Origin of the sequence: Nocardioides sp. CER19 (assembly GCF_029846275.1) — a bacterium.
Taxonomy (GTDB): domain Bacteria; phylum Actinomycetota; class Actinomycetes; order Propionibacteriales; family Nocardioidaceae; genus Nocardioides.
The window spans coordinates 173,402-186,781 of sequence record NZ_JARVWS010000003.1 but is presented as its reverse complement, the minus strand read 5'-3'; the positions used below and the strand labels follow the sequence as shown (position 1 = coordinate 186,781).

Annotated in this window: 10 protein-coding genes; 4 read left to right on the top strand and 6 right to left on the bottom strand. The window is 71.2% G+C overall.

Features of this window, described 5'->3' with window-relative positions; all coding sequences use genetic code 11:
• Window positions 1-13: 13 nt before the first annotated feature.
• Window positions 14-769, bottom strand: coding sequence for an FCD domain-containing protein (locus QDS12_RS16385; protein WP_279880831.1), 756 nt, complete (start codon window positions 767-769; stop codon window positions 14-16).
• Window positions 770-931: 162 nt separating this feature from the next.
• Here QDS12_RS16385 and QDS12_RS16380 point away from each other — a divergent pair, with 162 nt between their 5' ends.
• From QDS12_RS16380 to QDS12_RS16370, 3 genes are read left to right on the top strand one after another with little or no spacing between them, the layout of a single operon-like run.
• Window positions 932-2,551 carry an amino acid permease gene (locus tag QDS12_RS16380; RefSeq protein ID WP_279880828.1) on the top strand — a complete coding sequence of 540 codons (1,620 nt, stop codon included), beginning with the start codon at window positions 932-934 and terminating at the stop codon, window positions 2,549-2,551.
• A 13-nt stretch (window positions 2,552-2,564) separates the two neighbouring features.
• Window positions 2,565-3,470, top strand: coding sequence for an LPS biosynthesis choline kinase (locus QDS12_RS16375; RefSeq protein WP_279880826.1), 906 nt, complete (start codon window positions 2,565-2,567; stop codon window positions 3,468-3,470).
• Window positions 3,467-5,836, top strand: coding sequence for an FAD-dependent oxidoreductase (locus QDS12_RS16370; RefSeq protein ID WP_279880824.1), 2,370 nt, complete (start codon window positions 3,467-3,469; stop codon window positions 5,834-5,836). The genes QDS12_RS16375 and QDS12_RS16370 overlap by 4 nt, the downstream gene beginning before the upstream one ends.
• 7 nt (window positions 5,837-5,843) lie before the next feature.
• Here QDS12_RS16370 and QDS12_RS16365 read toward each other — a convergent pair whose 3' ends face one another.
• The 5 genes from QDS12_RS16365 to QDS12_RS16345 form a co-directional block, all read right to left on the bottom strand.
• Window positions 5,844-6,806 (bottom strand): carbohydrate ABC transporter permease, encoded by a 963-nt coding sequence (locus QDS12_RS16365; RefSeq protein WP_279880822.1) that lies wholly within the window; start codon window positions 6,804-6,806, stop codon window positions 5,844-5,846.
• Window positions 6,803-7,693, bottom strand: a complete 891-nt coding sequence (locus tag QDS12_RS16360) for a sugar ABC transporter permease (RefSeq protein ID WP_279880819.1) — start codon at window positions 7,691-7,693, stop codon at window positions 6,803-6,805. The genes QDS12_RS16365 and QDS12_RS16360 overlap by 4 nt, the downstream gene beginning before the upstream one ends.
• A gap of 75 nt (window positions 7,694-7,768) precedes the next feature.
• Entirely contained in the window at window positions 7,769-9,145 is a 1,377-nt protein-coding gene (locus QDS12_RS16355; RefSeq protein WP_279880817.1) for an extracellular solute-binding protein, read from the bottom strand.
• 42 nt (window positions 9,146-9,187) lie between these two features.
• Window positions 9,188-10,834, bottom strand: a complete 1,647-nt coding sequence (locus QDS12_RS16350) for a glycoside hydrolase family 13 protein (protein ID WP_279880815.1) — start codon at window positions 10,832-10,834, stop codon at window positions 9,188-9,190.
• A 104-nt stretch (window positions 10,835-10,938) separates the two neighbouring features.
• A complete protein-coding gene (locus tag QDS12_RS16345) occupies window positions 10,939-11,976 on the bottom strand; it encodes a LacI family DNA-binding transcriptional regulator (protein ID WP_279880813.1) in 1,038 nt (345 codons plus the stop codon).
• Between the two features lie 157 nt (window positions 11,977-12,133).
• On the opposite strand from QDS12_RS16345, the gene QDS12_RS16340 reads away from it, so the two are divergent.
• Window positions 12,134-13,237: a PP2C family protein-serine/threonine phosphatase gene (locus QDS12_RS16340; RefSeq protein WP_279880810.1), complete on the top strand. Its 1,104-nt coding sequence runs from the start codon at window positions 12,134-12,136 to the stop codon at window positions 13,235-13,237.
• Window positions 13,238-13,380 lie beyond the last annotated feature (143 nt).

Genomic DNA, 13,380 nt, shown 5'->3' with positions numbered 1-13,380 from the left:
CTCCTAGGGGTCGTCAGGTGAGCAGGCCGCGCAGGAGCGCGGCCGTGTCGTCGCAGTGCTGCTCCATCGCCCGCCGGGCCCGGTCGGGGCGCCCGTCGAGGATGGCGTGTACGACGGCCGCGTGCTGGTCGTCGGAGTGGGCGATGTTGGTCTCGAGCTGGGGGATGGCGAGCAGCATCTCGTGCAGCGTCGCCTGGACGGAGGTCACCGACTCGATGACGCGGTGCGACCCGGTCAGCGCCGCGATCGTCAGGTGGAACCGGGAGTCGGACTGGCGGTACTGCGCGGGCTTCGTCGCCGCCGCGACCTCCTGGTGCGAGGCGAGCAGCTGGGCCCGCGCCATGTCGTCCAGGCCCGCCTCGGCCACCATCGCCGCCGCGCCGGGCTCGATGATCCGGCGGAACGCGAGGGCGTCGAGCCAGTCGGCGCGCTGGTCGGGCGTGGTCCGGGCGGCGGCCCGCGCCGACGGCGTGGGGGGCTTGAGGATGACGACCGTCCCGCCCCCGCGTCCGCGGCTCGTCTGCACGAGCCCGGCCTGGCGCAGGGCCGCCATCGCCTCCCGCAGCGTGGCCCGCGAGACGCCGAGCTGGGTGGCCAGCTCGCGCTCGGGCGGCAGCGTGGTGCCGAGCGGGTAGACACCGAGCCGGATCGCGGTCGCGACCTGCTCGACGCAGGCCTCGAACGCGTGGTGGCCCCTCACTGGACGCAGCAAGGTTGCCGGCAGGGCCGCCGGCAGCGCCACCGCAGAGGTCTCGGGGGCGGGGGTCATGGCCGTCAGTCTGTTCCGAGAGCGGGGGAGCGTCAACGACCCCCGCCGCATTTATGGTCTGAGTTCATACCAAATTTGCAGCGACCTGTTTACACCCCTGTCCCGCAGGTCTAGCGTCCGTTGCCAACTCGGTGCGACCCCACTGACTCGCAGGAGATGCGCATGCCTGAAGGACATGAAACAGTCTCGCTCGAGGACGAGGCCCATCTCGCCAAGCTGGGCTACAAGCAGGAGCTGGCCCGGTCGTGGTCCGGCTTCTCGAACTTCGCGATCTCGTTCTCGATCATCTCGATCCTGGCCGGTTGCCTCACGAACTACACCGCGGCCATCAACAACGGCGGTCCGTCGGCGGTCGCCTGGACCTGGCCGATCCTCAGCGTCTTCATCCTCATCGTCGGCTTCACGATGTCGGAGCTGGTGTCGGCGTTCCCGACCTCGGGCGGCATCTACTGGTGGGCGTCGAAGCTCGGCGGCCCGAAGGCCGGCTTCTACACCGGCTGGCTCAACTGGATCGGCCTGGTCGCGGTCAGCGCCGGCGTCGCCTACGGCTGCGCGACGTTCATCGACCTGACGATCAGCACGTTCTCGTCGTCGTACGCCGGCAGCTACTCGCTGACCCGGGTCTTCATCACGTTCCTGATCGTGCTGGCGGCGGGCGCGATCCTCAACATCTTCAGCGGCCACCTGATGGCGATCATGAACAACGTCTCGGTGTGGTGGCACGTCATCGGCGCCACCGCGATCGTGATCATCCTGATCGTCGTCCCCGACCAGCACCTCAGCTTCTCGCAGGTCTTCACCGATCGGTTCAACAACTCGGGGTTCAACGACGGCAAGACCACCGGCGGGCTGTTCTGGTTCATGATCCTGCCGTTCTCGTTCCTGCTGACGCAGTACACGATCACGGGGTTCGACGCCTCCGCCCACCTCTCCGAGGAGACCGCGGGCGCCGCGAAGGGCGCGGCCAAGGGCATCTGGCAGTCGATCTTCTACTCGGCCGTCGGTGGCTACATCCTGCTGCTCGCCGTCACGTTCGCGATCCCGCACACCTCGGGCGGCGACCCGGACTACGCGGGTGTCGGCGGCGGTGGCGTCGGCTACCTGTTCAACACGGCGATGGGCAGCCACTGGGCCGGCCTCGTGCTCTTCATCTCGGCGTCGGCGCAGTTCTTCTGCGCGACCTCGTGCCTGACGTCGGCGTCCCGCATGACGTTCGCGTTCAGCCGCGACCGCGCCCTGCCCGGCTCGGGGTTCCTGCGCCGGCTCACGTCGACCCGGGTGCCCGCCAACGCGGTGATCACGGTCGCGGTGCTGGCCGCGATCCTGACCCTGCCGGCGCTGATCAAGGTCAACATCGGCACCGCCGACGCTCCCATCATCGTGCCGACCGCGTTCTTCGCGGTCACCTCGATCGCCGTCGAGGGCCTGTACCTCTCCTTCGCGATCCCGATCTTCCTGCGCTGGCGGCACGGCGACTCGTTCGAGGTCGGCTCGTGGAACAACGGTCGGAAGTACAAGTGGATGAACATCGTCGCGGTCGTCGAGATCATCGTCGTCGCTCTCTACCTGATGCTGCCGACCGTGCCCGGCGGGGTGCCGTTCCGGGACGGCTTCGCTTGGAAGTTCGTCAACTACACGCCGATCGTCACGCTCGGTGCGCTGATCCTGCTGACGATCTGGTGGCAGGTGTCGGTGAAGCACTGGTTCAAGGGGCCGATCAGCACCATCGACGAGCCCGAGCCGCCGGTCGAGCCGCCGCTCTCGCCGGAGCCGGCCGTCTGACGCCGGCCGCCTGATGCCGATCGCGCTGGACCGCCTCGCCGTGCTGGCGGGGCGGTCCTGGCGGGTCTCCCCGCTGCCCGGCGGCCTGACCAACACCAACCTCCGGATCACGACCGACGACGGCGCCGACCCGCCGCTCGACCTGGTCGCCCGGTGCTCGCAGGCCGGGGCCGAGCTCCTCGGGATCGACCGCGACGCCGAGTGGGCCAACACGGCCGCCGCCGCGGCGGCCGGCGTCGCGGCGCCCGTCGTGGAGTACCGGCCCGACCTGGGCGTGCTCGTCATCGAGTACCTCGACGCCGCGGCGCTCACCGACGACTCGTTCGCGGACGAGGCGGTGCTGCGGCGAGCCGCGACGGCGGTACGGCGCCTGCACGCCGGGCCGAGGTTCATCGACGACTTCGACATGTTCGCGCGCCAGGCGGCGTACGTCCGGACGATCAAGGAGCGCGGCTTCGCCCTGCCCGCTGGGTATGCGTCCTACGGCGACGCCTGGGAGCAGGTACGCCGGGCCCTGACCGCGTCCCCCCGCCCGACGGTGCCGTGCAACAACGATCTGCTGGCCGCGAACTTCCTCGACGACGGGGAGCGGGTCTGGCTCATCGACTACGAGTACTCCGGCAACAACGACGCCTGCTTCGAGCTCGGCAACACGGCGACCGAGTGCGGCTTCACCCCGGAGCAGACCGAGGCCTGGGTCGAGGCCTACTTCGGCTCGCCCACGGCCGCCGACCTGGCCCGAGTGCGGCTGCAGGTGCTCTGCAGCTGCTACGGGTGGTCGCTGTGGGGATTCATCCAGGCAGCGGCGTCCCCGATCGAGTTCGACTTCTGGGAGTGGGGGATGGAGCGATACGACAAGGCGCGGGCGATCTTCGGCTCGGCGCAGTTCCCACGACTGCTGGCGGAGGCGGCGCAGTGACTCTTCGAGACGCCTCGTCCCTCGGCACCTCAGGGCAGGTGCTGCCCGAGCGCGCCCGCGTCGTGATCGTGGGCGGCGGGATCGTCGGTTGCTCGGTCGCCTACCACCTGACCCGCCTCGGGTGGACCGACGTGCTGCTGTTCGAGCAGGGCCGGCTGTCGTCGGGAACGACCTGGCACGCCGCCGGCCTCGTCGGCCCGCTGCGGGCCAGCGAGAGCGGGACGGCGCTGGTGAGCTACTCGGCCGAGCTCTACGCCTCGCTGGAGGCCGAGACCGGGCTGGCGACCGGCTACCGCAACGTCGGTGGGCTGGTCGTCGCCCGTACGCCGGACCGGATGGTGCAGCTCGCCCGCACGGCGGCCAACGGGGCCGCCTACGGGCTGGAGGCGGAGCTGGTCACCCCCGCGCGCGCCCGGGAGCTGTTTCCGCCGATGCGGGTCGATGACCTGCTGGGGGCGCTGTGGTTGCCGGGCGACGGCAAGGTCAACCCGTCCGACGTGACCCAGTCGCTCGCGAAGGGGGCCCGCCAGCGGGGTGCGCGCATCGTGGAGAAGGTGCGCGTGCTCGGTCTCGATACGCGCGCTGGCGCTCGCTCCTCGACCAGCGAGGCCACGCGGGTGACCGGGGTGCGGACCGACCGGGGCGACGTCGAGGCGGAGGTCGTCGTCCTCTGCGCCGGGCAGTGGTCGAAGGCCCTGGGCGACGCGGTCGGTGTCACGGTCCCGCTGCACTCGGCGGAACACTTCTACGTCGTCACCGAGCAGGTCGACGGGACGCACCCGGACCTCCCGATCATGCGCGACCAGGACGGCTGGACCTACTTCAAGGAGGAGGTCGGCGGGCTCGTCGTCGGCGGGTTCGAGCCCGACGCGAAGCCGTGGGTGGCGCCGGACCAGATCCCCTACCCGTTCGAGTTCCAGCTGCTGGACGAGGACTGGGAGCACTTCTCCGTCCTGATGGAGCAGGCCGTGCTGCGCATCCCCGCGCTGGAGCACACCGGGATCCGGAAGTTCTACAACGGGCCGGAGTCGTTCACGCCGGACAACCAGTTCCTCCTGGGGGAGACGCCCGAGGTCGCCGGGCTGTTCGTCGCCTGCGGGTTCAACTCGGTCGGGATCGCGTCGGCGGGCGGTGCCGGGAAGGCGCTCGCCGAGTGGGTCGTCGCCGGGTCGCCCCAGCAGGACCTGGTCGCGGTCGACGTACGCCGGTTCGGGCCGTGGCAGAACGACGTGACCTTCCTGCGACGGCGCGTGGTCGAGACCCTGGGGTTGCACTACGCGGTGCCGTGGCCGAACCGCGAGTTCGAGACGGCCCGCCCCCAGCGGACCTCGCCGCTCCACCGCACGCTCGCAGGGAAGGGCGCCCTCTTCGGGTCGCGCAACGGCTGGGAGCGCCCGCTGGTCTTCGGTCCGGAGTCGCTTGACTACTCCTGGGACAAGCCGTCCTGGCTGCCCGCCTGCGTCGCGGAGCAGCGCGCCTGCCGGAGCGGGGCGGCGGTCTTCGACGAGACGTCGTTCAGCAAGTACCTCGTGAGCGGCGCCGCCGCGCTGGCCGGGCTCGAGTGGGTGTGCGCCAACGACGTGGACGTGCCGGTCGGCGTGTCCGTCTACACGCCGTGGCTGGGCGAACGCGGCGGCTACGAGGCCGACGTGACGGTGACGCGGCTGGCCGACGAGGAGTTCCTCGTCGTCTCGTCGGCGGCGACGACGTACCGCGACCTCGACCACCTGCGCCGCCACCTGCCGGCGGGAGCGCTGGTGCGGGACGTGACCGACGACTACGCCGTCATCGGCGTGTTCGGGCCCGACGCGGCCGTGCCCGATGGGCTGCCGGACGGCACGATCGTGCTCCGCTCCGCCTACTCCCACCCGGTCGGCTGGGAGCTGTTCGTGCCGAACGCCGACGCCTTGCCGGTCTACGAGAAGGTGGTCGCGGCGGGGGCCGTCGACGCCGGCTACCAGACGATCGACGCGCTGCGCACCGAGCTCGGGCGGCGCGTCTACGGCCGCGAGCTCACCCCCGACGTGACGCCGCGCGAGGCGGGCCTGTCGTTCGCGCTGTCGAGGACGAAGGACTTCCTCGGGCGGGAGGCGGCGGCACGCCCGCCGGCGCGCCGCTACCTCTCCGTCGTCGTCGAGGACCCCGACGTCATGCTCTGGGGCGGCGAGCTGCTGCTCGCCGACCGGCGCCCGGCCGGTCAGGTCACCTCCGCGGCGTGGAGCGCGGCGGTCGGCGCGGCCGTCGGCCTGGGCTACGTGAAGGGGTGGCCGGTCACCGAGGAGACCCTCGCGGGCTCCGCATGGACCGTCGACGTCGCGGGGTCCCTGGTTCCGGTGCGGCTCTCGCTGCGCGCGCCCGTGCGCTGAGGCGCGTTCAGCCCTTCACCGCCCCCTCGAGACCGCCGCGCAGGAACATCCTCTGGAACACGAGGAAGAACGCGATCGGCACGATGCAGGAGATCAGCAGCGCCGCGAGGAGCACGTCGAGCTCGGTGACGTTGGCCAACCGGGGGAGCCGCACGGACAGCGGCTGCTTCGCCGGGTCGGGGAGCACCACGAGCGGCCAGATGAAGTCCTTCCACGCGGCCAGCACCGCGAACACCGACACGACACCGAGGACCGGCTTCGACATCGGCAGCACGATGCTGAAGAACAGCCGGAAGTCACCGCAGCCGTCGACCCGGGCGGCGTCGATGATCTCGCGCGGCAGGTTGTCGAAGAACCGCTTCACGATCGCCACGTTGAACGCGCTCGCACCGGCCGGGAGGAACGCGCCCCAGTAGGTGTTGACGAGCGAGACGTGCAGCAGCGGGACGTCCAGCGCGGTGAGGTAGAGCGGCACCAGCAGCACGACGGCGGGGACGAACATGGTGCCCAGCACCAGACCGTAGAGCAGCCGGCTCCCGGGCGGGCGCAGCACCGACAGGACGTAGCCGCCGGTGACGGCGACCAGCATCTGCACCGCCCACGACCCGATCGCGATGACCACGGTGTTGGCGAAGTAGCGCTCGAGGTCGATGTCGACCCAGGCGGTGCGCAGGTTCGCCCAGTCGATGCCGTGCGGCCACAGCGCGATCGGGTCGCGCAGCGTGTCCTGTGTCGGGGTGACGGCCGACTTGGCCAGCCACAGGATCGGCCCGAGCGCGACGACCACGAGGAGGACCAGGAGGCCGCCGGAGACGAGCGCTCTGACGACGCGGGCGCCCGGCACCCGGCGGTCGTACGCCGAGCTGATGCCGCGCGACTCCGGCTCCGCGGTTCGTCCGCGGCGCCGGCGTACGGGCGCGGAGGCGGGTGCGGCCGGCTCCTGCGGTACGGGCACCGGAACCGCGCTCACGACGCCCACCTCCGCGTGACCCGGAAGTAGACGAGGGACAGGCAGGCGAGGAACGCCGCCAGCATCAGGCTGAGGGCGGTCGCCTTGCCATAGTCGCCGCCGGTCGTGTTCTGGAAGGCGTAGTTGTAGACGAGCAGCAGCACGGTGAGGGTCGCGTTGTCGGGTCCGCCGTCGGTGAACAGGTAGGGCTCGAGGAAGACCTGCGCCGTCCCGATGATCTGCAGGATGAGGGTGATCAGCATGACGCCGCGCAGGTGGGGAAGCGTGACGTGCCAGATCTTGCGCAGCACGCCCGCGCCGTCGACCTCCGCCGCGTCGTAGAGCTCCGGGGGCACCGAGACCAGCGCGGCCAGGTAGATGATCACGGTGCCGCCCGCCGCCGCCCAGGTCGCCTCGAGCACCAGCGACGGCATCGCCCAGCTCCTGTCCTCGAGCCAGGGGACCGGTCCGAGGCCGACCCAGCCGAGCACGGTGTTGAACAGCCCGGTCGGCTCGGCGTCGTAGAAGATCCGCCAGAGCAGGACGGCGACGGCCGGGGGGATCACGACGGGCAGATAGGCGAGCAGCGTGTAGAGGCCGCGCGCGCGGCGCACGTCGCTCATGATCACGGCGAGCACCAGCGGCACCGGATAGCCGATGACGAGCGCGAGCAGCGCGAACCAAACCGTGTTCTGCACGGCGGTGGCGAGCAGCGGGTCCTGCAGGACCGCGCGGAAGTTGTCGAGGCCGACGAACTCGGGAGCGGTGACCAGGTTGGTCTGCTGCAGGCTCATCACGACCGAACGCACGATCGGCCACCAGGAGAACAGGCCGAAGACCAGCAGCATCGGCAGGAGGAACAGCACCGGTGCGGCGGCTCGGCGCAGCGGCGCCAGCAGAGCAGTCATCGTCGCCTTTCGGATCGGGAGGGTGCCGGGCCGGCCGTCGGAGGAGGGCCGGCCCGGCATCCGGGGGGAGGAGGGTCAGCTGGCGTCGAGGAGCTGCTGCGCCTTCTTGTCGGCGTCGGCGAGCAGGCCGTCGATGTCGGCGTGCTCGTCGGTGAGCACCTTCTGGACCACGGCGTCGAGCACTCCGTAGACCGCCTGCGTCTGCGAGGCGGGCTCGGGGATGAGGGTCTGCTGGAAGACGCCGTCGGTGAAGGACGTCATCTGGTCGCGCGGCACGTTGACATAGGGCTTCAGCGCGTCCTGGACCTTCTGCCACGTCGCCTCGTCGAAGACGGGCAGCGTCGGCGTCCCGATCGGCTGGTTGCTCGCCTTGAGCACCTCGGCGTCGGCGACGGCCGCCTCCGGGTCGTAGTTCTTCCGCTCGCGGTAGAAGTCGTTCCAGGCGACGGCCGCCTTCTGCTGCGCCGCGCTGGCCTTGGCGTTGACGGCGGCCACGGACCCGCCGCCGAGGATCCCGACCGAGCCGCCGTCGGCGAGCGGCAGCGCGGCCAGGCCATAGCTGCTGGGGTCGACCTGGTTGGTGGTCACGAGCGCGTTGTAGACGTCAGAGCCGGACATGTACATGCCGATCTTCCCTGCCGCGAAGGCCTCGTTGATCGGAGCCCACTCGAAGCTGGTGTTGCTGCCCATCGAGTGGTCGTCCCACCGCATGCTGTGCAGGAGCTCGAGCCCGTGCTTCGTCGCGGCGTTGTCGATCGTGGCCTCGGCGCCGTCATCGGACTCCATGCGGCCGCCGAGCGCGTAGGTGAGCGTCGTGAGCATCCAGCCGCCGGTGTTGTTGGTGGTCATCTGGACGTAACCGGCGGCCCCGGTCTTGTCGGCGATGGCCTTGGCGTCGGCCCTGACCTCGTCCCAGGTCGTCGGTGGCTTGTCGGGATCCAGTCCGGCCTGCTGGAAGAGCTTGCGGTTGTAGTGGAGCCCGACGCCGTAGACGTCGGTGGGCAGGCCGTAGACCTTGCCGTCGGTGCCCTGGGCGGCGGCCAGGACGCTGGGGTTGAAGTCCTGCGCGTAGGGGAGGGCATCGACGTACTCGGTGACGTCGGCGATCTGCTTGCGCTCGGCGAGGCCCTTGGTGTCGGTGAACGGCACCCGGAAGGTGGTGGGCAGCTGGCCGCCGGCCAGCTGGGTGGCGAACGTCTCGGCGTTCCACTCCCACTCCATCGGCTTCACGACGACGTCAGGGTGCTCCTTCATGAACGCCGCGGCCTGCTTCTTGACCGCGTCGATGGTTCCTTGCTCGTCGCCGGGGCGCCAGCCCTCGACGGTGATGGTCACCTTGCCGCTCTTGTCGCTGTCGTCGTCGCTCGACCCGCACGCGGCCAGCAGGAGCGGGCCGGTGAGAGCGACGACGCTCGCCAGCGCGAGGGCGCGGCGCCGTGGGTGGTGGGACATGGTCACTCCTCGATAGGTACGTCTTCGCCGGGTCGGCGGGGATCAGTGCACCGTCAGCCAGACGGTGGTGTCGGCGGGCAGCAGTCCTCCTTCCGTGGGAGCGCTGGCGAGCAGGGCCGTCCAGCCCGCCAGGTCGCCGGCGGCGAGGTCGACGGGTGCGTCGCCGAAGTTCGTGACGCTGACGAACCGTGCGCCGCGGCGGAACGCGATCACGTCCGGTCCGAGCTCGGTCCAGGCGAAGGCGGCGTCGGGGCCGCTCGCCCCCAGCTCGGGGCGTCGGGCGCGGAGCGCCAGGGCCGCACGGTAGAGAGCGAGCATCGAGCCGGGGTCGGCCTCCTGGGCGGCGACGGTGAGCGCTGCCCAGTCCGGGGGCTGCGGGAGCCACGTCTCGACACCCGCCGGGCTGAAGCCGTACGGCGGCTCGGCACCGCTCCACGGCAGTGGCACGCGACAGCCGTCCCGGCCGGGGTCGACCCCGCCGGATCGCGCGTGCATCGGGTCGTCGATGCGGTCCCGCGGGATGTCGGCCTCGGGTAGTCCCAGCTCCTCGCCCTGGTAGAGGTAGTAGGCGCCAGGTAGCGCCATCGCGAGCAGCGCGGCCGCCCGCGCCCGGCGCCGGCCGAGCGCGGGATCGGTGGGGACACCGAAACGCTTGCGCTCGAAGGCGAAGCCGGTCTCCGTTCGTCCGTAGCGGGTGACCGGCCGGGTGACGTCGTGGTTGGAGAGCACCCAGGTCGCCGGCGCCCCGACCCCGTCGTGCAGCTCGAGCGTGTTGCTGATCGACGGGCGCAGGTCAGCGGCTGTCCAGGGCGCGGTCATGAAGTCGAAGTTGAACGCACTGTGCAGGACGCCGGGGCGCAGGTAGCGGGCGAACCGTTCCGCGTCGGGGAGCCAGAGCTCGCCGATGAGGACGCGGTCGGGGCCGTAGGACTCGGCGACCTTGCGCCAGGCGCGGTAGATCTCCTGGAGCTCCTCCCGGTCGACGTACGGGTGCTGGCCGGGAGCGGTCGGCTCCGTGACGTCCGGCAAGCTGGGGTCCTTCGCGAGCAGGGCGGCGGAGTCGATGCGGATGCCGCCCGCCCCCCGGTCGAACCAGAAGCGGAGCACCTCCTCGTGCTCGGTGACCACGTCGGGGTGGTGCCAGTTGAGGTCGGGCTGTCCCGGCGCGAACAGGTGCAGGTACCACTGCTCGGGTTCACCGTCCGGACCGGTCACCCGCGACCACGCGGGGCCGCCGAACTCCGAGACCCACCCGTTGGGCGCCTGCTCGCCGCCGGGACCACGGCCGTCGCGGAACCAGAACCGGTCGCGCTCGGGTGATCCGGGGCCTGCGGCGAGCGCCGACCGGAACCACTCGTGCTGGTCGGAGATGTGGTTGGGGACGACGTCGATGATGGTGCGGATGCCGACGGCGAGCGCGTCCTCGATCAGGCCCTCGGCCTCCGCGAGGTCGCCGAACCGCGGGTCGACGCCGCGGTAGTCCGCGACGTCGTAGCCACCGTCGGCCATCGGCGACGGGTACCACGGCGTGAACCACACGGCGTCGACGCCGAGCGCGGCGAGGTAGGGGAGCCGGCTGCGGACACCGGCCAGGTCGCCCATGCCGTCGCCGTTGCCGTCGGCGAAGCTCCGCGGGTAGACCTGGTAGATCGCCGCTCCACGCCACCAGTCGGGGTCGTCCGAGTTCACGCGGTCCCTGCCTTCCGGTCCTATGACGGTCGTCACACGGTGTGCGACGTGGCCGGAACGCTAGGACGGCTTCCAGGGCGCTGCAAGAACTTCGCAGAACGTAATTAACTTTCAGTTCTTGCGGCTGGAAGGGCTCCGCTTGCAGGCGACGTGGACCTGCGTACGACCAGTTCTGGCTCGAACAGCAGCTCGTCGACGGCTGTCTCCTCCCCGCGGATCTGGGCGAGGAGCGACGACACCGCGGCACGACCCATCGCCTCGATCGGCTGACGCACGGTGGTGAGCGGCGGCTCGACGGAGGACATGAAGGCCGAGTCGTCGTAGCCGATGACCGAGACGTCGTCCGGCACCCGCCGCCCGGCCCTGCGGGCCGCGCGCACGGCGCCGAGGGCGAGGGGGTCGCTCGCGCAGACCAGGCCGGTCGCGCCGCGGGCGAGCAGCGCGGACGCGCCCGACTGGCCGCTCTGCAGCGAGAACTGGCAGTGGACGACGAGGTCGTCGTCGAGCGGAGAGCCGGTGCCGGCGAGCACGGCACGCGCCGCCTCGAGCTTGCGGGTCGACGGTTCGTGGTCGCGCGGCCCGAGGATGAGCCCGATGCGCTCGTGCCCGAGGGAGCGCAGGTGCGCGACCGCCTGCTCTGCGGCGCTCGCGTCGTCGCAGACCACGCGGGGGAACGGCAGCCGGTCGATGCCCGCGTTGATGAGCACGACGGGCAGCTTGCGGCGGGCGATCCGGTCGTAGTGGCTGTGGTCAGCGTCACCCTGGCTGTAGAGGCCGCCGGCGAAGACGATCCCGGCGACCTGCTGCTGCTCCAGCAGCATGTCGACGTAGTTCGGCTCGCCCGCCGGGTCGCTGGTCAGGGTGCACAGCACGGGCGTCAGCCCGTTCTGGGCGAGGAGCGCGACGACGACCTCGGCCAGCGCCGGGAAGATTGGGTTCGAGAGCTCGGGGATCACGAGACCGACCAGCCGGGCCCGCTCGCCGCGCAGCTTGGTCGGCCGCTCGTAGCCGAGCACGTCGAGCGCGGTCAGCACGGTTTCACGGGTGGCGTCGGAGACGCCGGGCTTGCTGTTGAGCACGCGGCTGACCGTCGCCTCGCTCACTCCCGCGCGGGCCGCGACCTCGGCCAGTCGTCGCTTCATGCGCGAAGGCTAGGCGCAGTGTCCTGTCCTGACAATGAGCTGACGTCGCAAGAAAAACGCAACGCCCTGCAAGCAGCGTGCAACTCCCGATGCCGCGGGTCGTCGGCGTTGTGGAGATTGCCCGGCGCCGTCCTGTCCACTGCCCTACGCTGCGCGCATGCTGCAGTCGCGCCTCGGGCGCGGACCTGGCGACCTTGCTCGCCGGTGGCGCACGGGATCGGCCCGGAGCCAACGGCAGGTGCTGGGCGTCCTGCTCGTCGGCCTGCTCGGATGCCTGCTCGTCTCGTGGTTCGCCTACGAATGGCTGCCGATGGGCGCGTTCTTCCTGTGGCCACTGCTCGGGTTGACCCTGCTCCGGTTCCGTCCGCTCTCCGTGCTGACCGGCGCGACGGTCGTCGCCGTGCTCGTCGCCTACGTGCACAACGGCGGCCAGATGCGCCGGCTGGGCGTGGTCGACGTCATCGTCGGTGGCCTGGCGATCGGCATCATGCTGTGGCAGTCCAGCCGGCAGCGCAGCGGGCTTCCCGTGGGCCTGAGCGAAGCCGTCCTCGCCAAGCTGCGCGACCGGCTCCAGCAGCAGGGACGCGTCCCCGTGCTCCCGAGCGGCTGGCGGTGCCAGTCGGCGATGATCGCCGCGGCCGGCACCGGGTACGCCGGGGACTTCCTCGTCGCCGACCTCCGGGACGGACACGTCCTCGAGGTGGTCCTCGTCGACGTCTGCGGCAAGGGCACCGCCGTCGGCCCTCAGGCGCTGCAGTTCGCCGGAGCGCTGGGCGGCCTGATCGGCGCGCTGCCCCCGGAGCGACTCATGCGCGCCGCCAACGCCTTCCTGATGCGCCAGCACAGCGACGACACCTTCTCGACGGCGGTGCACCTCCTCGTCGACCTCGCCGACGGCAGCTACCGCGTGACGAGCGCCGGTCACCCGCCCGCGCTGCGCTGGCAGGCCGCCAAGGAGGAGTGGGTCATCGACAACGCGCGCGGCACCGCGCTCGGGGTCGTCGAGAAGCCGCAGTTCCACGCGAGCAGCGGCGTGCTCGACCCCGGCGACGCGCTCATGTTCTACACCGACGGCGTCATCGAGCGGCGCCGGTCCGACATCGACGCGGGCATCGCGTGGCTCCGTGGCGTTGCGGAGCGGGACGTGCTGAGCCATGGCTTCGACGGGGCGCCGGGGCGGATCCTGGCGCGCGTCGACGACGGCGACGACGATCGGGCGGTGCTCATCCTCAGCCGCTGCCCGGCCGCCGCCCTGGTCTAGAGGCGCTGATCCGCCGCTGATCCGCCGCCGGCCCGGCCGCGCGACCCGGTCGGCGGCGGCGTGGAATACCGTGGGCGGCGTACCGGTTGCAGGGGTAGTTCAGAATTCAACTACCTGGGTCTCCCAGTCCGATAGGAGCACGT

Excerpts from the sequence above, each read along its gene's own strand:
- QDS12_RS16385 (WP_279880831.1), bottom strand. The coding sequence starts at position 769 with ATGACCCCCGCCCCCGAGACCTCTGCGGTGGCGCTGCCGGCGGCCCTG.
- QDS12_RS16380 (WP_279880828.1), top strand. The coding sequence starts at position 932 with ATGCCTGAAGGACATGAAACAGTCTCGCTCGAGGACGAGGCCCATCTC.
- QDS12_RS16375 (WP_279880826.1), top strand. The coding sequence starts at position 2,565 with ATGCCGATCGCGCTGGACCGCCTCGCCGTGCTGGCGGGGCGGTCCTGG.
- QDS12_RS16360 (WP_279880819.1), bottom strand. The coding sequence starts at position 7,693 with ATGACTGCTCTGCTGGCGCCGCTGCGCCGAGCCGCCGCACCGGTGCTG.
- QDS12_RS16355 (WP_279880817.1), bottom strand. The coding sequence starts at position 9,145 with ATGTCCCACCACCCACGGCGCCGCGCCCTCGCGCTGGCGAGCGTCGTC.
- QDS12_RS16345 (WP_279880813.1), bottom strand. The coding sequence starts at position 11,976 with ATGAAGCGACGACTGGCCGAGGTCGCGGCCCGCGCGGGAGTGAGCGAG.
- QDS12_RS16340 (WP_279880810.1), top strand. The coding sequence starts at position 12,134 with ATGCTGCAGTCGCGCCTCGGGCGCGGACCTGGCGACCTTGCTCGCCGG.